Consider the following 21,996-nt stretch of genomic DNA (forward strand, 5'->3'; position numbering starts at 1 on the left):
GGTTATGCATACAATAAATATTTAAGTATAATAACTGTTAATTCAGTCTAAATTTATACCAGATATATCATGAATGTAAATTTTTATTCAAGGTGTACTAATTATTTATTAGCTTTTGGTTTGATTTTTTTATTAACGCCTTTAAAAACTATAGAAATTCTTGCTGTAAGCTTGATATCACTAAATATTTTTTTCTATATAAAGAACGTAAAAGAGTGTAATAAGCTTTTTAAAGAAAATAGACGGTTTATCTTTTTACTACTGCTTTTACCAATATATAGTTTATTTATGGCACTTATTCATTTAGATGGTCGGTTAATGGCTATACCTTTAGTTTTTTTTATTCCGTTTATTCTAATTATGTCGTTGAATTATATTACTTTGCAAAAGGGTCTTTTTCTAATTTGCACTTTGATAGGTGCTATAATTACATTAATTGAAGTGTTCATGGCCGTTCATATTGGCGCAGTAAGGTTTGATCCAACACATTATAATACTATTTACTCAGGTCTTTTCTCTTCAACAGAGGCGGCCTGTTGTTTTTACTTCATGATTTTGTTTTTAGAAAACAAAAAATACTTATTATCAACTTTAATGTTTTTCGTTTTTGTTGTAATGTCTGTAGCATGTTTATATATGGCAAGTAAAGGGGCTATTATATGCCTGTTAATTGCAATATTTTGTATACCTTTTTTTCTTTTAAGTTGGAAGAAAACTATTTTATTTGTAACTAGTAGTGTATTTATAGTGGGGATTTTGTTTACAGGGTTTAAGAATTCTTCTTATGTAGAAAGATTTTCAGAGATGTTTCATAGTATTGAAATTTCAGAAAAGAATCAAGTTCTTTCAACTTCTACAGGAATAAGGCTTCAATTATATAGGGCATCACTTATATGTGCTAAACAGCATCCTTTTGTTGGGTGTAATATAGAGCAAGCAAATACAATAAAAGAAGATCTTATGAAAAAAAATCAAGCATCACTTCTTGCGATGGACTATCAGCACTTTCATAGCGATTTTTTTAATAGTTTAGGAAAAATGGGGGTTATTGGAGCTATTTTTTGGTGTGTTTTTTGGGTAAGTACTTTTGCATTTTTTCTTCTTCAAAGGGAAGAAAATACTGGAATTAAACTATCATTTAACATTTCTATATTACTAGTTGTAACATTTTTTATTAATTCGTTATTTGATTCTATGATGGCGTATGGTAAAGGGATTATGTTTTTGGCTCTTGTAGTTATTATCGCAGCTGCTTTTAATAAACAAGGTAATCTTAGTGGTTCTTTAGAACGTTAATTTGTTAATTTTATAGCTTTCAAAAAAGCATTTGAGTGTTATTAGGAATCTATATATTGTAGTATGTCCTAGTTATACAGAAGGTTTCAGCACACGTGTCGCTGAAGCTATGGCCTTAAAGTAGAATTAACGATAGATTCCATAGTCAAGCCACGGTACGACAAAGTAATTTATGCTATAATAGTTCCTAAGAAATAAATACATAGCTTATGTTGTTAATCTATGAATAAGAGTAAAAACGCGAATATATACATATATAACCATTGTCCTTATTGTATCAAAGTTAGGCTAGTTGCTGACTTAAGTGGATTAGACTATCAGCTAGAATTCTTAGCAAATGATGATGAAAAAGCTCATATAGATAGAATTGGCTTTAAACAAGTACCTTTTTTAGAAAAAAATGATGGTACGTTTTTAAAAGAAAGTGATGAGATATGCAAATACATCGCAGAAATTCAATCTTTTGAAATAGCCAACTCAAGTATAAGTCTTATTGTAAAAGGTTTAATAGCAGAGTTAGCACCGCATTATCGTAGAGTTGTTTACCCTAGGATACCGTATCACCCTAAAAATGAGTGTGATTTCCCCACTCAAAGCGCAAAAGAGTATTTTATAAATAAAAAATCACAGTATATTGATGGTATGGATGTTTTCCTAAGAAATCCACCTAAAGATTCTATCAATGAAATAAATAGGATTCTTTTAGAAATAGACCCATACATAAATACCCCGTTTATAAATGGTGATAAGTTTTCATGGGATGATATAAATATTTTTCCAATATTTTATATTTTAACTATGGCAAAAGATTTGCTAGAAATCCCTAATAATATCAAAAAATATATCCAGTCTGTTGAAAATAAAACAAATATAGAGTTGTACTAAATATGATAGTATCGATTGAAAGTATAGATAAAATTTTACCTCAAACTCAATGTCAGAAATGTACTTACCAAGATTGTTATAGTTATGCTAAGGCCATTACAAATGGCGAAAAATATAATAAATGTATAACAGGCGGGGAAAAAACTCTAAAAGAACTATCAAAACTCTTGGGTAAACCACAAATTCCTTTAGATGAAAGCTTAGAAATAGTAAAGCCTCGTGCTATAGCAAAGATAGATGAAAGTATGTGCATTGGTTGTACAAAATGTATATTGGCATGTCCTGTAGATGCTATAGTTGGTGCCAAAAAGCTTATGCATACAATTATTGAGTCAGAATGTACAGGTTGTGAGCTTTGTATCGAACCTTGTCCTATGGATTGTATTTCTTTGGTTGACCTTATAGAGAGTAAACAACCTCAAAATCTACCTGAAGAAGAATATATACAACAAAAAAATCATTATCGTGAAAGGTATGAATTTCACAAGCAACGAGTTAAGCAAACAAAAGCTAAACAACGAGAAATTTATAAAAATATAGCTACAGCACAAGAAATAGATAAAAAAGCATATATAGCAGCTTCTTTGGCGAAATTTAGAAATAAGAAAAAAGTCTCTACTGCTGATGAATAAAGAAAAGCGCATAAATATTTTTGAAACTTGGAAACAGAATGACCCAACTCCAACTACAGAGCTAGAATATACTTCTAATTTTGAGTTGCTAATAGCTGTGATACTCTCAGCACAAGCAACTGATATAAGTGTAAATAAAGCTACAGCTGTTTTATACAAAGTTGCTAATACTCCTAAGCAAATATATGCTTTAGGTGAACAAAAACTAGCTGAGTATATAAAATCAATTGGGCTATATAAAACAAAAGCAAAAAATGTCATAGCGACGTGTAAAGATTTAATAGAAAAGTTTAATAGCGAAGTACCTGATAATTTTGATGATTTAATTTCTTTAGCAGGCGTTGGCAGAAAGACTGCTAATGTAGTACTTAATACAGCTTTTGGTAAGCCAACAATGGCTGTGGATACTCATATATTTAGACTTGCTAATCGTATTCCTTTAGCGAAGGGAAAAAACGTTAATGAGGTTGAAAAAAAGCTTTTAAGGGTAATTCCAAAAGAGTATTTAAAAGATGCTCACCACTGGATAATTTTGCATGGTAGATACATTTGTACAGCTCAAAAACCCAAATGTAGAAATTGTATAATTTATCAATATTGTGAGTTTAAAGATAAGGAAAAATTTGTATGATTCTTTCCCAAGATAGAGATCAATTGCGTAAACTTTTTATAGATAGTTGGCAAAAGTTTCAAGATAGACAGCCTTTAACTGCTATAGAAGAGCAAATATCTAGGATCATAGAGCTACACCCAGAATATCATAACCAAATAAATATAAACAATATTGATAAAGATTATTCTCCTGAAATGGGGCAAATAAATCCTTTCTTACATATTAGCTTACATCTTGCTGTTATTGAGCAAATTCAAACTAATCGTCCAGCAGGTATAGCAAGTATATATACAAAGTTACTAGCTAAATATAATTTCGATGAGCATAAAGTCCAGCATATTATGATAGACTATCTAGCTGAAGAGATGTGGAAATCACAAAAATACAATGCTCTTCCAGAGGACAAAGTTTATCTAGATAAATTAAATCAGTTATTACTAAAAAAATAAAGCCTGAGTAGAAAATAAAGAGTAAGTAATGAAAAAAATTATAGGTAGAAGCGTTCCAAAAACTAACGTTGATTTTAAGCAACCAGTGGGTTTACATATCATTGCAATAATGATTTTTTGTCTATGCTTGTGTATAGCTCCTTTTGTAACACTTTTAACTCATTATGGCGATATTAACTTCTTTTATAACCGAAATGACCATATTTTTGTAATGTTTTTTGCTGGTGTTTTTGGGTGTATAAGTAACTATTTTTTTGGTTCAACGAAATCGATAATTCATGGCTTACAATTTGTAATCATTGCTATTATTTTGTCTTTTATAAAAAATACCTATCTTTTTAGCTTAGCAGCTTTATGGACAGGAGTTTCTGTCGTTATAGTTAATTTACTTTTTAATTTAAGCTCTTTTTACCTAAAGACCGATTCCCGTCGCTTATATGGTTTTATTGGAGTATACTCGAGTGCTTTGTTGGGAATAGCTATAGGTGTTTTTATTTGCTTTATTGTTCTTAAAGATGCGTATTCATTTAAATTGTTTTATCTTTTTACTATTATATTCTTGCTAATTTTTTTCTTAAAAAATAGCTATAAGCTTAACACGTCTTTAACTAGTCAAACAGAAAGAGTCGATATAAGTTTTTATGGTGTTTTTATTATATTTTTTGTTTTTTCAGTAATATTGTTTTACTTACTTCTTAATCTAAAAATCTTTAGCAGCCTTAATCTTATCGTGTTACCCGTTTCTTTAGTCTATTTACATGTGTTGACTGTGACTAATAATAAAGAAACTGGCTTAGAGCTTCTTAAATATGTGTATTTTAGTTTAGTACTTATAGTTTTAAATAAAATGATTTATCTTACTTTTCTTAAGTATGACCATAATAGTATAGATCCAAAATATATTAATTCAGTAATTAGTACATTTATATTCCTTATGTTTAATTATGGTCTTTGTATAGCTGTTTATATCGCTTGGCAATTTAAGATTATAAGCTTAAAAATAGAGTCAATAATAAACTCTAAATTGATAAAAGTGATGCTTTACTTAGAAGTAACAAAAGTTTTTATATTAGCAATAGCAGTATTTATTGATAATAATCTAGTGAGCAATATGATGTTTATCATATCTATAACATTGTCTATTATTCTTAATATATTTATAGTTCCTATTTATTTTTCTTTAGGAAAAATATTAGCAGGTGGTAAAAATGAAACTATAACGACAACTTTATTATACTTAATATATTCATCATTGGTGTTTGTATCTTTTTTGTATGATATTTCTATTAATATCTAGAAAATACTTGAAAAATAGCTATGAATTCACATTTTAGAACAAAGTATATAACACCTATGTTATAATAAATGATGTATAATTTCAGAAAACTTCTAAGGAGAAGAAATGAACGATTTTAATAATACTAGAGTTATTGACTCATTAACACAAGAGTCAGCTTTAAGAGCAAATAAAGTACTGAGAAATACTTATTTACTACTATCTATGACTTTATTATTTAGTGCTTTGACTGCATTTATTGCTATGCAAACTAATGCTGGTTTTATGAACCCTATAATTATGATAGTGGTATACATAGGATTATTATTTGGTATAAATGCTACTAAAAATTCACCTATGGGAATAGTGTTAACTTTTGCTCTAACGGGATTATTAGGGTACTCATTAGGTCCTATATTAAACGCGTATATCACTATGTTTAAAAATGGTGCTGAATTAATAATGATGGCATTTGGTACTACTGGCCTAATATTTTTAGGTCTATCTGCTTTAGCGATGAACCCTTCTAGAAATTATAATAGGGTAGGTTCATTCTGTGCTGTTGGTGCTATAGTTGCTTTGGTTGCTTTAGTTATTAATATTTTCTTACAGTTACCTGCCTTAGCGTTTGTGATTTCGCTAGTTTTTGCATTTATCTCAGGTGGTTTTATCTTATGGCAAACTAACTCTATAGTTAGAGGTGAAGAGAATAATTATGTTTTAGCAACTGTTAATATATATGTTTCTTTATTCAATATTTTCGTTACTCTATTACAAATTTTCGGGATTGCAGCTGGCGATAAAGAATAATTTATATTATCATCTGCTATAACTTTTGATTTCCTAAATTTTTATAAATGCTTTTAAATCATGTAACTCCAAAAGATAATGTAATTTCCAATGTTTATGGTGCATCGTTTAGTATTTTACTCAAAGAATATATTAAAAGAAATGATGATTTTAACCTTATAATTACAGAAGAACCACAACAAGCATATAGGTTTTATAAAGAGTTAAAATACTTATCTAAAACTTCTAATATAGAAGTTTTGTTTTTCCCAAGCTTAGAGATTTTAGCTTATGATAGATTTTCTGCTTCGGTTGATATCATATCACAACGTCAAAAAATCCTTTATAAGCTAGCGAATGAGAGCTCAAAAAATATAGTTTTAGTCACAAGCATTGAGAATGCCCTTAGAAAGCTGGCTCCAGTAGATTTTATACAAGAGCATAGTTTTATTTTAAAAGCAGGAGACATTTTTGATACTACAAAACGTAAATCTCAATTTATTGAGGCTGGATATACACTAGTTAATAATGTTTTTGCTAAAGGCGAATTTAGTATCCGTGGTAGTATCATTGATATTTATCCAATAGGTTCAAAAGTAGCTTATAGAATAGATTTATTTGACAATGAAGTCGATAGTATTAAAGAGTTAGATATTGACTCACAACGCTCAAAAAAAGATGTGAACCACATTGATATAATGCCATCACATGAGTTTGTTTATACTGATAATACAACAAATCTAGCCTTTGATAAATTAGAACATCTTTGTTCAAGAACTGCACTTAATTCAGATATAGCAGGTTTTATACAAAATCAAGAATACTTTAGCGGGGTAGAGTTTTATTTACCATTATTTTATAAAAAGTTATTCAGTTTATTTGATTATTTACCAAAGACTACAAATATACATTTATATGGAAACGTTCCTAATAGTATAGAAGCTTTTTTTAGTGATGTTAAACTTAGGTATAGTGAGCTAAAATTTGATGTAAGCCGTCCTGTATTACATTACGAAGAGCTTTTTTATTCACAAAATGAATTTATTAATTTCATAGAAAAATACAAAACTATAAAGTGGTTATCAGAATCGATATCAAAATCAAAGAAAATAAATTTAAAAACACTAGCTGGAATTTCAGCAAACTATAAGCTTTCTAATCCTTTTAAGCATTTATTAGATCTACTTTCAAAAAATAATTTTGAGAAAGTGATTTTTTCAACAGATTCAAATGGTCGTGCAGAGATACTTTTAGAGCATCTAACTAAAATAGATTTAAATATACAAGTTTGTGATAGTTTTGAGCAAGCTTTAGCATCTCAAGCTCAATATTTTCTTATAGTTTCACCTTTTGAAGAAGGCATAATATTAGATGATCAGCTAGTATTAATTACAGAGGCAGATTTATTTCCTGAACATACAAAAACTGTATCAAAAAACTTCCAACAAAACGAGTATGACACGACAGATCTTAAAGACCTTACGGACCTAAAACCTGGGATGCATGTGGTACATATAGACCATGGAATTGGTAGATATGAGGGGTTGGAAATCGTTGAGTTAAATGGCAAAAAAGATGAGTTTATTTTATTAAGATATGCCGCTGATGCCAAAATTTATGTCCCTATTACATCACTAAACTTAATAAGTATTTATAATTCTTCTGTGACTGAAAGTATAGCTCTTAGTAGGCTTGGATCGGATAAATGGAAAAAGCAGAAAGAAAAAACTATTAGAAAAATTATCGATGTAGCAGCGGACTTGCTAGAGATTTATGCAAAGAGAGAAATGCGACAGGGTTTTAGTAATTCGTTAGATGAAAAAGAGTACTTAAAATTTTGTGCAGATTTTCCTTTTGAAGAAACCCCTGATCAGCTAAGAGCTATTAGTGATGTTTTTAAAGATATGATTTCTAGTAAACCCATGGATAGATTAATTTGTGGTGATGTAGGTTTTGGTAAAACAGAAATTGCTATGCGAGCAGCATTTTTAGCGGTACAAAATCAAAAGCAAGTAGCTATCTTAGTTCCTACAACTATATTAGCTCAACAGCACTATAATAGTTTTAAAGATAGATTTGCCAGAACAGCTGTAAATATAGAAGTGATTACTCGATCTAAAACTTCAAAAGCACAAGAAAAGCTTTTTGAAGATCTTAAAAGTGGTAGAGTTGATATTGTCATAGGTACGCATAAACTAATTTCTGCAAAAATCGATTTTAATAATTTAGGTTTATTAATAATTGATGAGGAACACCGTTTTGGTGTAGCTCAAAAAGAAAAACTTAAATCATTAAAGGCAGAGATAGATATTTTAACAATGTCTGCTACTCCTATTCCACGTAGTTTGAGTATGGCGTTTTCAGCTTTGCGTGATTTGTCTATTATTGCCTCACCCCCAGCTAAACGTCTGTCAGTAAAAACATTTGTTAAAGAATATGATACCAGTATAATTCGTGAGGCTGTAACTCGTGAAACTATTCGGGGCGGTCAAGTATTTTATTTATATAATAAAGTAGAAACTATTCAAAAGAAAAAAGAGTTTTTACAAGAAATTTTCCCACGCTTGAAAATAGCTATTGCACACGGTCAAATGAGTGAAAAAGAAATCCAAAAAGTTATGTTTGATTTTAAGCATAATAGATACCATATTTTACTGTGCACAACTATTATTGAAACGGGAATTGATATTTCAAATGCAAATACTCTAATTATTGAAAACGCAAATAATTTAGGTCTTGCTCAGCTTCATCAGCTACGTGGAAGAGTAGGGCGTTCTCATCATCAAGCATATGCTTATTTACTTATTCCAAATGAGCTAGCTATTACAAAAGATGCTACTAAAAGATTAGAGGCTATTAGTAGCACAGAATCATTAGGCGGAGGTTTCACACTTGCAAATCATGATTTAGAAATTCGTGGAGCCGGTGAAATTCTTGGGAAAGAGCAAAGTGGTAATATTGACGGTATAGGTCTAAATCTGTATATGGAGTTACTTGATAAAACTATAAATAATTTAAAAGCTGGTAAAAAACTTGATATACAGGAGATAGTAAATTCAACCACTTGTGATATTGAGTTAAATATCCCACTTTTGATACCTGATTATTATGTAAATGATGTTAACACCCGTTTAAATATATACAAACGTATATCTAAAGCTGATCATAAGCAGCTGATAAATATAAAAATAGAGTTGATAGACCGTTTTGGTAAGTTACCGTTAGAGGTTTTATATTTACTTAAAGTTGCGCATTTGAAATTAGATGCTATTGATTTAGGTATAGCTCAAATCAAAATGTTTGCTAGTTCTGGTAAAATAGTATTTTCTGATTCTACTAAGTTTGAGCTACAGAAGTTAATAAAAATTATTCAGTCTAGTCCCATGGATTTTCGATTAAGTAAAGATCAAGATTTATTGATAACAAAAACAACTAAAACAGCTGAACAACGTATAGAGTTTATAGAAAAATTTTTAAAAATATTGGGTTTGTAAAAGCTTAAATTTAATCTGATAATAAAGGCTTGTCTAAAACAGGTAACTGTCATATCTGATTTAGACTTTTACATATAAATTTAACAATTTGTGACAGAATCCATAATTCTCTGTTCATCGGCTTCCTATGGCCCAAGGTAGATTTTTTTATTTTTGAGGAATTCTCAGTAATTCCATTGTGTGACATTGAAACCGTTGGGTAAGTAAGTTTAATAATTTCAATGATTTATCTATATGCTTACGCTGAATGGATATACTTTGTAAATCATTAAAGTTGTTCAATAAATTTTTTAATGAATTGAAGTACTCACCAACTTTTTGATTTTTTATTTTATATGTAAAGTTGTTAAAACAAATGTTAATTTCTTCCTGAAAATGACGATTTAAAGAAATAGCTTCTTCAAATGCTTTTTGGATATCGTTTGTAGTAGCTGTTACTTTAGCATTTGGTTTAAAGATTTGACGGATACTATGTCCAAAAACTAGTGTTAAGTCTGATTTTCCTGGGGTAAACCGCATGCTTGATATAAGCTCTTTAAACAAAGAGATTCTTTTGTTTATATCAGTAAAGCAATATATTCTTGGGTCCAAGGGTTTCTTAATGGAATCTGCCAGATCATTAAGATGACTTATAATATAATCGTGATCAATCTTACAATAAACAGGGATTTTATTATCATTATTAGTTAAACACTGTTTAGATACACCATAATTATATATGTGGAGATCTTCTTCACATAATATATATGAATAAAATAAAATAGTTGCTAAACCAGGATATTGAAACCTATCCTTTACATCAATTTTGCCAAATTCTGTGAATTCATTCAACCCTTCCGATGCAATTCCCTCTATACGGTTGTTATTTATAACCAACATTGACTTACTAGCACGGTTGCCAATAAAGTATCTCCAAATTTTACAATATATAATCTCTGCTATAGCATCTGCTATAGCTTCGTCATATTTAGGTGAGTCGTGAATGTTAAATCGTTTAACAAAATAGAGTTTATCATTTTCAGCAGGGTTTTTATACATTCCAACAGCATGTGCAGAGACTCCTAAATCCTTTATGTGTTTAAGATCCTTAAGTTCTATAATATGATCTTGTAACAAATCTCCAAATTGAGAGAACGCTTCATAGCTTTTGCCAAATAAAGAAGCATTCATTTGATGAGGTTTAATTAAAGCTTCTTTTTCTATATTAGTATTTGTAGTTATAGTTGTATTGTTATAATTGTTATGTCCTTGTTTGACGTAAGTATGATCTGTAATCTTATTATCAAGACAAAACAATAAGTGCCATGAAGGTACATTGAACTCATGTTCTTTTAATAAAATGTTCATAGCTCCACTTAAGGATCCATTTCCCATACTACGATTTCTGACTATCATAACTCCTTGATGTGAACTACCTTTACCCAACTCTAAGATAAGTTCCTGAAAATATTCATGAGTATATTCATATTTTTTTAAAGTATAATCTGAAAATTCTGCTAAAGGAGAGTTTAAAGGAAATTTGCCTGATGTTATAGCAAACGGTTTGTATTCTCCATTCAAATATCCAGCTATCGATTCGCCTGAGGATGACGTTTTGTGTCGAGTATAGCTGGATATAGTTTGATAATTTATATTTATAGTTATAGTTTTTCCATTAGGCTGTCCATAAGCGCTGAGAAAAACGTCAAATTTATGTTCAGGATTTTTTAAAAATTCATTTAACCAATTTCTGTGTACAAAAAGATAATAGTAATCAAATTCTATGGCCAATACATTTGCATCCTGCTTACAAAAGTATAGAGATTTTTTACCTCTTATTGTTGCTATAAAACCAGCTTTTTCTAAATTTGCTTGTTTTTCAATACTCATAAATCATCCTTTTTACTAAAACTTTATACGGGTATTTTATTAGTATTTTTTCATAAAAACTGTATCAATAAAAAACTGCTACTATTAAAAATAATCTAGGTTCGAGAATAAAAGCTATATAGGATAAGGTTTTCAAAGAGCTTTTAACTGGAGTTACGGACTTTTAAATTTAAGCAGTCATTTTGAGTATCTTTTTCATTTTTATAAACGTACTTCGCTTGACTCCTGTTAATCTTCTGAATTGTTCCTCTGATAAAAACTTCTCTTGTGCGTATTTCAATACAAAACCATAATATTAGCTTTCTCTGAAACCCAGTATAAACTTTATATTATAGTTTCGAAAGAGGTCTAATGTATGCACCTGCCAACTCACCAAAGCACCACGATATTCTTAACAGGGTAAGCAAAAGCAAGATAATAAAATTTCTTTAATTTAATAACAAGTTATAAATTAAACAATAATTATGTTATTATGTGTAATAAATTTATTATTATTGTTTTAAAATAAACATTAACTTATAGAAATATAACTTATGCTGTCACTTCAAAATATTCATTGCTTTACACTCAATCATATAGCTCGTACATATGATGGCACGTATGATTCATTTGTTAAACTCAAATACGCTTTAGAGCATTATGCATATACTAATTACTATAACTATAACGTGGAAGTTTTATCTAATAATAGCTATACCCATATTAAGGTTATTATTAAATGCAATTTTCATGATATAGAACAAACATTTGAGCTAGTTAAAGAGAGAAATATTTTAGGATTAGGATATAAGAGTTCTCACTTAATATGCAAACAATGTAAAAAAATATGCAAGCAATATGAAGGACTGTTCGAGAAGGTTTATGGAGAGCAAATTGATGCCCTACTTGCAGATAAATTTAAAGCAAGCCCAGACTACTTTGGGTTATATTATAGCAATAAAACTCTACATAAAGGTCTAATGTCTAAATACCAACAACATAATCTTGCTTTTGTTGGTTTTATAGATACTTATGAGAGTATTATTTACTGTATGTGTAAACTATGTGGTTATTTCTCCATTAAACCTGTAAAACTCCTTATGAGTGGTGAGAATTATAATTGTAAAAAATGTGCAAATAAGCCCCATTTGAGATCTAATGTTAATGAGGTACAAATAAAACTTCACAAGTTATATTGTGACAAAGTTAGGGTTATGCAGCTTTGTAGAATGCACATTCAATACAGTAAGGATTTTTTAGCGAAGAGAAAACAATTCTTAAGTATAAGAGAATTTGTTGATAAAACTGGGATTCACTATAAAATGCTTGTAGGTGCGAAAGCGGATTCACGTAGTGTATTCAAAAAGCAAAGTAATGAAGTAAATATTTTACCTTTGTTTGATTTGTCAAACTCTGATTGTTCTGTATTTATAAAAAGCGCACTTTTTACGCCCGAAATAACGTTTCCAGGAAACTCATTAGATTTAAGTTATTATATACTTTCAAAAGAAGCAAATATCGATTTAAAGGGAAAGCCAGTAATATTTGTAATAAGCATCGATATTGAAAATATCAAGCTTCCTTACATATGCAATAATGACATTCAAATAATAGTCATATGTACATCTGCTGAATATAAAAAAATATTAGTCAATAATAATCAAATAACAGGATTACAAGATAATATAAGTTTTATCAAATTAAAGTGTGACGATAAAGGCCATGACTTAGCCAGGTATATAGTAATAAAAAAATATGTTGCTTGGCATTATGCCTATTCTCAGAGCATAGATGACTTTCTTATTATAGAAGGTAGTATAAATATAGTTGCAAGTGCCAATGAATATGTCCATGATTGGTCATCACTGTATCAATATACTAAACAAATGGTAACCAGTAATGGTCATATTGTTGGCTTAATTGGGCAGGAAGAATATAAACAAAAAACACGTAGTGGTATAACAGCTATTATTTACTATAATAGTTCTTATATCTTTAACAAGCTCCTTAGTTATGTAAAAGATAACCTTTGGGAATTAATACCGGTAAAATATTATAATTATGCTGCTGATTCAGCATATACATTAATAGCGTTAGAAGTTTTATATAAACAAAATCCAGCTTATAATTATGAAAATGGTTATATAGATATAGATATAGATATAGATATAGATATAGATATAGACAATATCAAAGTTTTTAGATATAGAAAATCCGCCTTATCCTTGGATCTAAAAGGGGTTGAAGAATATTTAACAGTAAGTCGAGGCGCAAGTGATGTAGAAGATTCTATCATAATGGCTCTCCAAGAAACTATTATTAAACGTTATCCAAGATGTAAGATAAATATACCTTATTTAAAACTTTTCATGTTACAAAATCATATACCTGAAGAGAATATTTCTAAGTTAGCTACGGCTATAGATAGTTATACACTTAATTCATATGTTACGAATAATTACAGGGATTATCAAAAAGAAGCCATAAAACAAATAGGATTTTCACGAGAAAATACTAAAAGAGTTTTTTTGCCAACTGGAACTGGTAAAACGTATGTGATTTTTTATAAAGCGCTTAATGACTATATTAAAGGCAAAGATGTAATTATTATAGAACCTTTTTTGTCATTAGTAGATCAAATGTTTACATTTTTTAAAAGAGAAATCTTAGAGAATATACCTCGACCCAACTTGGATGTTAAGTATAAGTTTCCTGTCCTTAAGATTGCTACAAGTTACAATAGGTGTCTTACATTGGCATATTTTGCTGAGAGGATGAGAGAACCGCAACATTCAAGGGAAAAAAGAATATATATTGTTAGTTATTCTAGTTTTATAAATTTATTTGATTCTGTAGGTAGCGAAAGCTTAAATAACGTTAGTTTTATTTTTGACGAAGCCTGGATAACCGCTCCGTTTGAGTTACTAAATAAATTACCTAACTCTAGCGATAAGTTACTAATGTCTGGATCAGAATTTAGCAGTAATTACACGTATAAATTAGACTATAGCAATGCATTTAAACTTGATGTGATAAGGAGAGTAAGAAGTTATAAAATAGCTTGTACTATTGATCAAATCAAATCCAAAATTCTAGAAAATAAACCGCTTAAAGGGATAATTTATGTGAGTGGACAAAGGAGATTAGAAGAGCTTATAAGAACAATCCCTCAAAGTTTTAAAAAGGCAAACTCAGCAAAACACGGCTTACAGTTGTTAACCTCATATCTACAAGAGTGTTTTCAAAACGTAAGTATTAATTATATATATAGTAAAAAATATAATAAAAAGTATATAGATGATACTGATAATCTGAATATTTATAAATTAGAAAACTTTAAAAACAAACAAGATAATGCCGTATTGATAACCTATAGAAGCTTAACGATAGGTTTTGATGATCCTAATTTAGGGTATATTATTAAGTTAGGAGATTTGTATGGCTCAAAAGGTGAGCAAATACTTGGGCGAATAATGCGTAAATTTCCTAATAACACCGGCGGAACAAATCTATATAAAAAAGCATATTATACTGGAGAGGTTGATGAAAATCTCATACATCTTTTAGCGACAAATGATGATGAAATAAAAACTGGTTTATATTCGCAAAAATTACAAACGCCTATCTTTGATACTTATAAACCAAGTATTACACCAACACCTTATAGTAAACAACAAGCTCAAACACGTAACTTAGCAAGCAAAACTCCTTTTTTAAAACCGCAGCTGTATTTAAACCCAAATGAATCTATAAGAGCTACTATGAGTTTAAATTCTAATTCTAGAAATTCTGGTTTAAATTCATACACTCCAATCAATTTACCCAGTCCAAATATAAGTTCAAAAAGTAAAGGTTTATTTGGTGAGAATAATAGTTATAAGAGCTTGAGTTTTAAGGATTCTAGGCGATCTAGTATAGATAGTGAATTAAGATTGAAAAACAACAGCATATTTGAGAGACATGATGATTCTTATAAAAGTTTTAAAGATCTTAGAGTTTTTAATATAGATGCAGAAATATCAGATAATCCATTAAGTCCTCAAAATAGAAGTTTATCTGGTGAAAATAATAGGTTTTATAATAATACAAATTTTAAGCATATTAGACGCTCAAGTATAGACTCGCATATGTCAATTGATTCATTAAACTTAAATGCTCAAAATCAAATAAATAATTTCACTACTAAAAAACCTAGCTTATCTATTAATAAACCAGGTACTGCACCACAACTTTATGCTAAACAACAAGCAAGTATAAGAGCAGGTATAGATAATCTTGGTGTTAATTGCTATATTAATGCAAGTTTACAATTACTCTCATGTATGGAACCTATCTTACGCCAACTAACAGATATAAGCGATATAAATCAAAGAGCATTTGCAATTTCACAAAGATTATCTGAAAACGGTGCTATTCAACAGCAATATAAGAATTATATTCTTTCTACTAATCTTTTTAAAGTAATTAATGAAATAATGACTCAGTTAATTAGCGGTCAAAAAACTTCTATAGATATAGTTAGACTATTAGATTGTTTTAAACAACAAAATGTAGCAAATAGTGCACTGGATACTCCTATTTTCAAGAATACCCAAGAAGATGCACAAGAGTTTATAATAAAATTTTTAAATATAACTGTACTAGATAAGCCGAGTGTAATACATAAAAGGAGAATAACATGCTCCAATTGTGGTGGGAAAAGCATGATAGATGAGCGCCAAACTTTTATAGGAGTTAATTGTAATCAACCCCATTTAGTAATTTCTGATAAAATTATTACTGAAAATAATCCCTCAATAGAAGGTTTAAAAGGAGAAAATAAATACCAATGTTCTAGCCGAATTTGTGGCGGTACTAAGCAAAATGCAATAAGCGAAGAATATTATGACTTTATGAGTCAAGACTATATATTTGTACATTTGGTATTATTTGATAATTTCGGAAATAAACGTACAGGGAACATTTATATTAACGATATAGAAATCCAAGGGCTATGTTACAAACCTATTGCTTGTATTGTACATATTGGCCAAAAAATCAATAGGGGTCATTATATAGCAGTATCTCGTAATACTTGCCAAGATAATTTTGTTATATATGATGACACTAAAGTAACTAAAACAGCTTATAAAGATATAAATAGTATAGTTGATAATTATAAAATGAAAAGGGACGAAAACCCTCAACCATATATCATACTTTACAAAAAACAAACCCAAAGCCCTTATATTTTAGCAAATAGAGCTTCTTTTTTAGAATCTCAGCATTCAAATACCAATGAAACTATAAGAGATAAAATAAATACAAATACTAGATGTTTGAGTATAGGTTCAAATAGTCCAGGCAAGCCACTAAGCCCACAAAATAGAGTTTTTTTTGATGAGCATAAAAATTTTCATAATGATCAGAGTTTTGAGTATGTTAGACACCCTAGCGTAGGTTCAGATATGGTTAATAATCCATTGAGCCCTAAAAGTAACGATACTTTTTTTGATAAATTTAGTTTTGCGCGATTACATGATGAAATTTATACTCATAATGCTAAAAATGAAATCCAAAACCTTATTAAAAGTCACAATAATAGTGCAGTAATAGCTGGTGGAGATAAAATTGATAGTTATACTGCAGAGATTACTATTAGGTGTGATAATAACCATGAAACTAAAGATTATGTAACTAATTTTATTAATTCATGGTGCCAAGATTGTGAAGTAACTGATAACAAAAATTCTAATAAAATCAAGAAAAGAAAAGCTTCTATATCGACTTCTGAGTTGGAAAAAATAGTGAATAATAAGACTATTAGCGCCACACCTATAAATATTGTCAAACAAACTAATTTTAAAACTAGTGAACCCATTAGACACACTCAAAATTTATCTCAAGTAGCTTCTGATAATATACTAAGTCAAAAAAGAAACAGTAGTAAGCAAATTTTTGCTGTGGAAAGAGTAGTTAATAATAAAAATAGTCTTAATAAGCAAGAGCAAATGTCTACAAAAAAAGTATATAAATGTGATTTCCCAGGCTGTAATCATGAAGCCATTCATTCAGGGAATTTGAAAGAACATCAGCGGAGACATACAGGGGAAAAACCATATGTATGTGACTCTGAAGGATGTAACAAAAGATTTGCTAGAGCAAATATTTTGAAAACACATATACGAACACATACAGGGGAAAAACCATATGTGTGTGACCTTGCAAACTGTAACAAAAGATTTGCTAGAGCAAGTGATTTGAAAGTCCATAAACGAATACATGCTAAGGAAAAACCATATGTGTGTGACCTTGAAGGATGTGGTAAAAGTTTTACTAAATCAAGTAATTTGAAAAGACATAAAAAAAGACATACAGGGGAGAAACCATATGTGTGTGACTTTGAAGACTGTGATAAAAAATTTCTTACAAAATTAGAGTTGGAAACCCATAAAAAAAGACATACAGAGGAGAAACTATATGTGTGTGACTTTGAAGGCTGTGATAAAAAATTTCTTACAAAAGTAGAGTTGGAAATCCATAAAAAAAGACATACAGTGGAAAAACCATATGTGTGTGACTTTGAAGACTGTGATAAAAAATTTCTTACAAAAGTAGAGTTGGAAACCCATAAAAAAAGACGACATACAGAGGAAAAACCATATGTGTGTGACTTTGCGGGCTGTAACAAAAGATATGCTAAAGCAAGTGATTTGAAAAGACATAGAAAAGTGCATGAAAGCAATAGATGATAAGAGGAGCCTGAGCCCTTTCATTACAAGTTTTGTGAAACTGTATAGCCTACTAGTTATAGGTGTAGTAGTTCAAACCTGATCTGATAGTAAGTACTTGTCTAAAGCATTCTAAAGGTTTAAAACAACTATTTTAAAGTAAAATCTGACTAGATGTATTTATAAAATTTAGGTTATTCCTTATAATAGTGGCTAGCTTATTAAATTTACATCTAAGTGTTATATATTTATGCGAGAAATTTCTAATTTAAAAGTAAAGGTTGAAAGTGGTGGTAAATATACTACAGAGCAAGGTTTTCATGCAGTTAAAGATGGTATTAGAAATAAAAAAGAAAATTCTGTACATATTCGCAAACCTGAATGGTTGAAGGTTAAAAAACAAGATTCAAGTGAATATCTTAAAGTTAAATCTATAACAAAAAAGTATAAGCTTTCCACAGTTTGTGAAGAAGCGAAATGTCCGAATATTAATGAGTGTTGGTCTCACGGTACAGCAACCATCATGCTAATGGGGAGTGTTTGCACTAGAGCATGTAAGTTTTGTTCGGTTGACACAGGAAATCCAAAAGGCTGGCTGGATAAAGATGAGCCTAAAAATGCAGCTGAAAGTGTAAGGCTTATGAATCTAGAATATGTGGTTTTGACATCAGTAGATCGTGATGATTTAGAAGATGGTGGAGCTGCGCACTATGCTAGTACAATTACAGCAATAAAACAACTTAACGCTGAGATTAAAGTCGAGGCTTTAACACCAGATTTTGGTGGTATAGAACAAAGTATAGATAAAATCTTAGGAACGCAAGTTGATGTAATCGCACAAAATATCGAAACTGTAGAGCGTTTGACTCATCCTGTACGTGACCCAAGAGCGGGGTATTGGCAGACTCTTAATTTTTTAAAGTATGTGAAGCAAAAATCCCCTGACGTTTTAACTAAAACTAGTATCATGGTGGGTCTAGGTGAAACAGAAGAAGAAATCTATAAAACTATGGATGACGCTAGAAGTGTAGGAGTTGATGTTTTGACATTAGGTCAATACATGCAACCAACTAAGCATCATTTAAGCGTACAAAGGTTTGTAACGCCAGCACAATTTGATGAGTACCGTAAAGTAGGTTTAGCAAAAGGATTTTTAGAAGTAGCATCTGGTCCGATGGTTCGTTCTAGCTATAGAGCAGATAGAATTTTTAAGAAAAATAATTTAGATTTATAAAATAAAATCAAAACAAAAGGTGAAAAAATGGCAAAAGTAGCAATAGTATTTTCAGGTTGCGGGCATCTTGATGGCACAGAAATACATGAAGCTATACTAACTATACTAGCATTAGAAAAGCAAGGTGTAGAATGGCAGGGAGTTGCTTTAAATGAAAATCAAAAGCATATAGTAAACCATTTAAACCAATCTGTCGATACAAAAGCTTCTCCTAGAAATATATTAGAAGAGTCAGCACGTATTACTAGGGGTAATGTTATAGATCTTGCAGAAGCAGATAGTGATAACTATGATGCTGTAATATTTCCAGGTGGCTTTGGTGCGGCTAAAAATATTATGGATTTTGCATTTGTTGGTGATGATAGTTATCAAATGAACGAAGAAGTGCTAAAGTTTGCAAGAGCTTTTTATCTTGCAGATAAGCCAGCTGGTTATATTTGTATTTCTCCTTTAATGATACCTTTAGTTTATCCAGAAGGCACAAAGGTAACAGTCGGTAACGATGAAAATACAGCAGCAATTTTAGAGAAAAAGGGTGCTGAAATTGTAATGATGGATGCTACAGATATTTGTGTTGATGAGGGAGTAAAAGTAGTTTCTACCCCAGCGTATATGTGTGCTAAAAATATTTTAGAAGCATCACAAGGTATAGAAAAATTAGTTGAAAAAGTAGTTAGTTATATTTAAGGATATAAAAGATGGCAGGTCATAGTAAATGGGCTAATATCAAGCATAAAAAAGCAAAAGAAGATGCAAAACGAGGTAAAATTTTTACTAAATTGATTAGAGAAATAACAGTAGCAGCTAGGTTAGGTGGTGGAGATAAAGATGCTAACCCAAGACTAAGAGCCGCTATTGCTACAGCACTTTCTAATAATATGAGTAAAGATACTATAGAAAGAGCTATTACAAAAGGTGCTGGTGGTGAAGAAGGAGCCAACGTAGAAGAGGTACGCTATGAAGGTTATGGACCAAATGGTGTGGCTATTATGGTAGACTGTATGACAGATAATCGTAATCGTACAGTTGGAGAAGTTCGCCATGCCTTTACTAAAAGCGGTGGAAACCTTGGGACAGATGGCTCAGTGGCATATATGTTTACTAAGAAGGGTATTATTTCATTTGCAAGTGGAGTAGATGAAGATACTCTAATGGAACTAGCCTTGGAAGTAGGGGCTAATGATGTAATTAACCATGAAGATGGTAGTATAGATGTAATAACAGCCCCTCAAGATTTTTCTGATGTGCAAGAAACACTTATAAAAAAAGGTTTTAATCCAGATAGTGCTGAAGTTACCTTCGATGCAGAAACTAAAGTCGAGTTAGATTCGGAAATAGCAGAAAAGGTTATGAATCTAATTGATAAATTAGAAGACCTTGATGATGTACAAAATGTATACTCTAACGCTAATTTTACTCAAGAGTTAATGGAACAACTTGGTTAACCATATTTGATAGATATTACATTCTTAATAAGTCTAGGAGCTAAATGGTAATTTTAGGTATAGATCCAGGTTCAAGAATTACGGGTTTTGGGGTTATTAAGGCTCAAGATAATAAACTATATTATGTTGCTAGTGGGTGTATACGCATTACAGAAATAACTACAGCAAATAGACTCAAACAAATTGCAGATGGTATCACAGAAGTTATAAACACATACGTTCCAACAGAATCTGCTATTGAGCAGATTTTTATGTTTCAGAACCCAACAGGTGCTTTAAAGTTAGGGCAGGCAAGAGGTGTCGCTATGTGTACTTTAGCCATAAATGGCTTAGGCGTTAGTGAATATTCAGCTAAGCAAATAAAACAAGCAGTAGTTGGAACAGGAGCTGCAGCAAAGTCCCAAGTTCAACATATGGTACAGTCTTTATTAGGGTTAAGTAAAAAGCCACCAGAAGATGCAGCAGATGCTTTAGCTATAGCTATATGTCATTACCATAGTAGCAAATCCTTAGCCAAAATAGTTGGAGCAAGTCGAGTGGCTCAAAAAAGAATTAAATAAATGTCATTAACACTAAAAGCTTATTAAATATTACATAACTGGTTACCCTCGTGCTTCACGTGGTGATCTACCGTCTTGAAAGCCAAAAGATTAAAGTTTTTAAATAGCTAACGTTGAAAACCTGCTGTATAAAAGTTCATATAAGCAATCTTATATGTTAATTTAAAGAGACTACAAACAAAAAGGAGGAGATAATATGGGAAAGTATCAAAAGCAAAGATTAAGTAGAGGTAATACTATAAAAATAAAAAAAATATTAGGAGAGTCTACGATGAAAAAAACACAATTAATTATAACAACCATATTGTTAGCTGGTGGTATAGGTTTAGGTTATTCAAATGAAAACAGCGACACCGTAGTATCAAAAGTTGCGGTTAAAAATAAACAAGCTATATCAAATTTAGCTTTACCAGCAAGTACCCTAATAGGTGAAAAGGTAGTCAACTATAAAGGAGAAGACTTAGGGAAAGTAAAAGAAATTATGATTAACCCTAGCTCAGGTAAAGTAGCTTACGTAGTTGTATCGTTTGGAGGGTTGCTTGGAATGGGAGATAAACTATTTGCTATCCCGATGACTACTTTTGAAGTTGATACAGCAAATTCGCAGTTTAAACTCAACAAATCAAAAGAAGAATTAGAGCAAGCTCCTGGGTTTGATAAAGATAACTGGCCGGCAACATCTTCTAGCTACTGGAATAAATAGACTTTTAAATAGTCTTTGCCGATCCTATATATAAAATACAAATTATTACAAACAATTCCATG

15 protein-coding genes and 1 pseudogene are annotated in these 21,996 nt (G+C 30.4%); 14 read left to right on the forward strand and 2 right to left on the reverse strand.

Going from position 1 to position 21,996, the window contains the following annotated elements:
* Positions 1-69 precede the first annotated feature (69 nt).
* From FRA_RS03600 to mfd, 8 genes are all read left to right on the forward strand, one after another.
* The gene (locus FRA_RS03600) at positions 70-1,296 is read left to right on the forward strand and encodes an O-antigen ligase family protein (protein ID WP_035718969.1); all 1,227 of its coding nucleotides are present in this window, start codon (positions 70-72) and stop codon (positions 1,294-1,296) included.
* Between the two features lie 222 nt (positions 1,297-1,518).
* The gene (gene grxB / locus FRA_RS03605) at positions 1,519-2,181 is read left to right on the forward strand and encodes a glutaredoxin 2 (protein WP_035718970.1); all 663 of its coding nucleotides are present in this window, start codon (positions 1,519-1,521) and stop codon (positions 2,179-2,181) included.
* A gap of 2 nt (positions 2,182-2,183) precedes the next feature.
* Positions 2,184-2,813, forward strand: coding sequence for an RnfABCDGE type electron transport complex subunit B (locus tag FRA_RS03610; RefSeq protein WP_035718972.1), 630 nt, complete (start codon positions 2,184-2,186; stop codon positions 2,811-2,813).
* Positions 2,806-3,444, forward strand: coding sequence for an endonuclease III (nth, locus tag FRA_RS03615; RefSeq protein ID WP_035718974.1), 639 nt, complete (start codon positions 2,806-2,808; stop codon positions 3,442-3,444). The genes FRA_RS03610 and nth overlap by 8 nt, the downstream gene beginning before the upstream one ends.
* Positions 3,441-3,875 (forward strand): DUF1841 family protein, encoded by a 435-nt coding sequence (locus FRA_RS03620; protein WP_035718975.1) that lies wholly within the window; start codon positions 3,441-3,443, stop codon positions 3,873-3,875. The genes nth and FRA_RS03620 overlap by 4 nt, the downstream gene beginning before the upstream one ends.
* A gap of 28 nt (positions 3,876-3,903) precedes the next feature.
* Entirely contained in the window at positions 3,904-5,172 is a 1,269-nt protein-coding gene (locus FRA_RS03625; protein ID WP_035718978.1) for a hypothetical protein, read from the forward strand.
* A gap of 105 nt (positions 5,173-5,277) precedes the next feature.
* Positions 5,278-5,961 carry a Bax inhibitor-1/YccA family protein gene (locus tag FRA_RS03630; RefSeq protein ID WP_035718980.1) on the forward strand — a complete coding sequence of 228 codons (684 nt, stop codon included), beginning with the start codon at positions 5,278-5,280 and terminating at the stop codon, positions 5,959-5,961.
* A 47-nt stretch (positions 5,962-6,008) separates the two neighbouring features.
* A complete protein-coding gene (gene mfd, locus FRA_RS03635; protein ID WP_035718982.1) occupies positions 6,009-9,434 on the forward strand; it encodes a transcription-repair coupling factor in 3,426 nt (1,141 codons plus the stop codon).
* A 147-nt stretch (positions 9,435-9,581) separates the two neighbouring features.
* Here mfd and FRA_RS03640 read toward each other — a convergent pair whose 3' ends face one another.
* Together FRA_RS03640 and FRA_RS03645 are read right to left on the reverse strand one after the other, a co-directional pair.
* Positions 9,582-11,303 (reverse strand): hypothetical protein, encoded by a 1,722-nt coding sequence (locus tag FRA_RS03640; RefSeq protein WP_051686747.1) that lies wholly within the window; start codon positions 11,301-11,303, stop codon positions 9,582-9,584.
* A gap of 184 nt (positions 11,304-11,487) precedes the next feature.
* Positions 11,488-11,583: pseudogene (locus tag FRA_RS03645) on the reverse strand (IS5/IS1182 family transposase); the annotation flags it as partial.
* A 253-nt stretch (positions 11,584-11,836) separates the two neighbouring features.
* Between FRA_RS03645 and FRA_RS03650 the strand changes: the two are divergent.
* The 6 genes from FRA_RS03650 (at position 11,837) to FRA_RS03675 (ending at position 21,934) form a co-directional block, all read left to right on the forward strand.
* On the forward strand, positions 11,837-18,013 hold the full coding sequence (locus FRA_RS03650; protein ID WP_035718984.1) for a C2H2-type zinc finger protein: 6,177 nt from the start codon (positions 11,837-11,839) through the stop codon (positions 18,011-18,013).
* A 229-nt stretch (positions 18,014-18,242) separates the two neighbouring features.
* Entirely contained in the window at positions 18,243-19,226 is a 984-nt protein-coding gene (gene lipA, locus FRA_RS03655; RefSeq protein WP_035718986.1) for a lipoyl synthase, read from the forward strand.
* Between the two features lie 27 nt (positions 19,227-19,253).
* A complete protein-coding gene (gene elbB, locus FRA_RS03660) occupies positions 19,254-19,913 on the forward strand; it encodes an isoprenoid biosynthesis glyoxalase ElbB (protein ID WP_035718988.1) in 660 nt (219 codons plus the stop codon).
* A gap of 11 nt (positions 19,914-19,924) precedes the next feature.
* A complete protein-coding gene (locus FRA_RS03665; RefSeq protein ID WP_035718990.1) occupies positions 19,925-20,671 on the forward strand; it encodes a YebC/PmpR family DNA-binding transcriptional regulator in 747 nt (248 codons plus the stop codon).
* Between the two features lie 44 nt (positions 20,672-20,715).
* Complete coding sequence (gene ruvC, locus FRA_RS03670; protein WP_035718992.1) at positions 20,716-21,231, forward strand: crossover junction endodeoxyribonuclease RuvC; 516 nt, start codon at positions 20,716-20,718, stop codon at positions 21,229-21,231.
* 196 nt (positions 21,232-21,427) lie between these two features.
* Entirely contained in the window at positions 21,428-21,934 is a 507-nt protein-coding gene (locus FRA_RS03675; RefSeq protein ID WP_321174093.1) for a PRC-barrel domain-containing protein, read from the forward strand.
* Positions 21,935-21,996 lie beyond the last annotated feature (62 nt).

Source organism: Allofrancisella heilbronnii (assembly GCF_000710735.2).
In the GTDB taxonomy this organism is placed as follows: Bacteria; Pseudomonadota; Gammaproteobacteria; order Francisellales; family Francisellaceae; genus Francisella; species Francisella frigidaquae.

Coding starts and splice junctions, on each gene's coding strand:
- FRA_RS03610 (WP_035718972.1), top strand. CDS start 2,184: ATGATAGTATCGATTGAAAGTATAGATAAAATTTTACCTCAAACTCAA.
- FRA_RS03600 (WP_035718969.1), top strand. CDS start 70: ATGAATGTAAATTTTTATTCAAGGTGTACTAATTATTTATTAGCTTTT.
- FRA_RS03650 (WP_035718984.1), top strand. CDS start 11,837: ATGCTGTCACTTCAAAATATTCATTGCTTTACACTCAATCATATAGCT.
- FRA_RS03630 (WP_035718980.1), top strand. CDS start 5,278: ATGAACGATTTTAATAATACTAGAGTTATTGACTCATTAACACAAGAG.
- FRA_RS03640 (WP_051686747.1), bottom strand. CDS start 11,303: ATGAGTATTGAAAAACAAGCAAATTTAGAAAAAGCTGGTTTTATAGCA.
- FRA_RS03665 (WP_035718990.1), top strand. CDS start 19,925: ATGGCAGGTCATAGTAAATGGGCTAATATCAAGCATAAAAAAGCAAAA.
- lipA (WP_035718986.1), top strand. CDS start 18,243: ATGCGAGAAATTTCTAATTTAAAAGTAAAGGTTGAAAGTGGTGGTAAA.
- nth (WP_035718974.1), top strand. CDS start 2,806: ATGAATAAAGAAAAGCGCATAAATATTTTTGAAACTTGGAAACAGAAT.
- FRA_RS03675 (WP_321174093.1), top strand. CDS start 21,428: ATGGGAAAGTATCAAAAGCAAAGATTAAGTAGAGGTAATACTATAAAA.
- FRA_RS03620 (WP_035718975.1), top strand. CDS start 3,441: ATGATTCTTTCCCAAGATAGAGATCAATTGCGTAAACTTTTTATAGAT.
- ruvC (WP_035718992.1), top strand. CDS start 20,716: ATGGTAATTTTAGGTATAGATCCAGGTTCAAGAATTACGGGTTTTGGG.
- mfd (WP_035718982.1), top strand. CDS start 6,009: ATGCTTTTAAATCATGTAACTCCAAAAGATAATGTAATTTCCAATGTT.
- FRA_RS03625 (WP_035718978.1), top strand. CDS start 3,904: ATGAAAAAAATTATAGGTAGAAGCGTTCCAAAAACTAACGTTGATTTT.
- grxB (WP_035718970.1), top strand. CDS start 1,519: ATGAATAAGAGTAAAAACGCGAATATATACATATATAACCATTGTCCT.
- elbB (WP_035718988.1), top strand. CDS start 19,254: ATGGCAAAAGTAGCAATAGTATTTTCAGGTTGCGGGCATCTTGATGGC.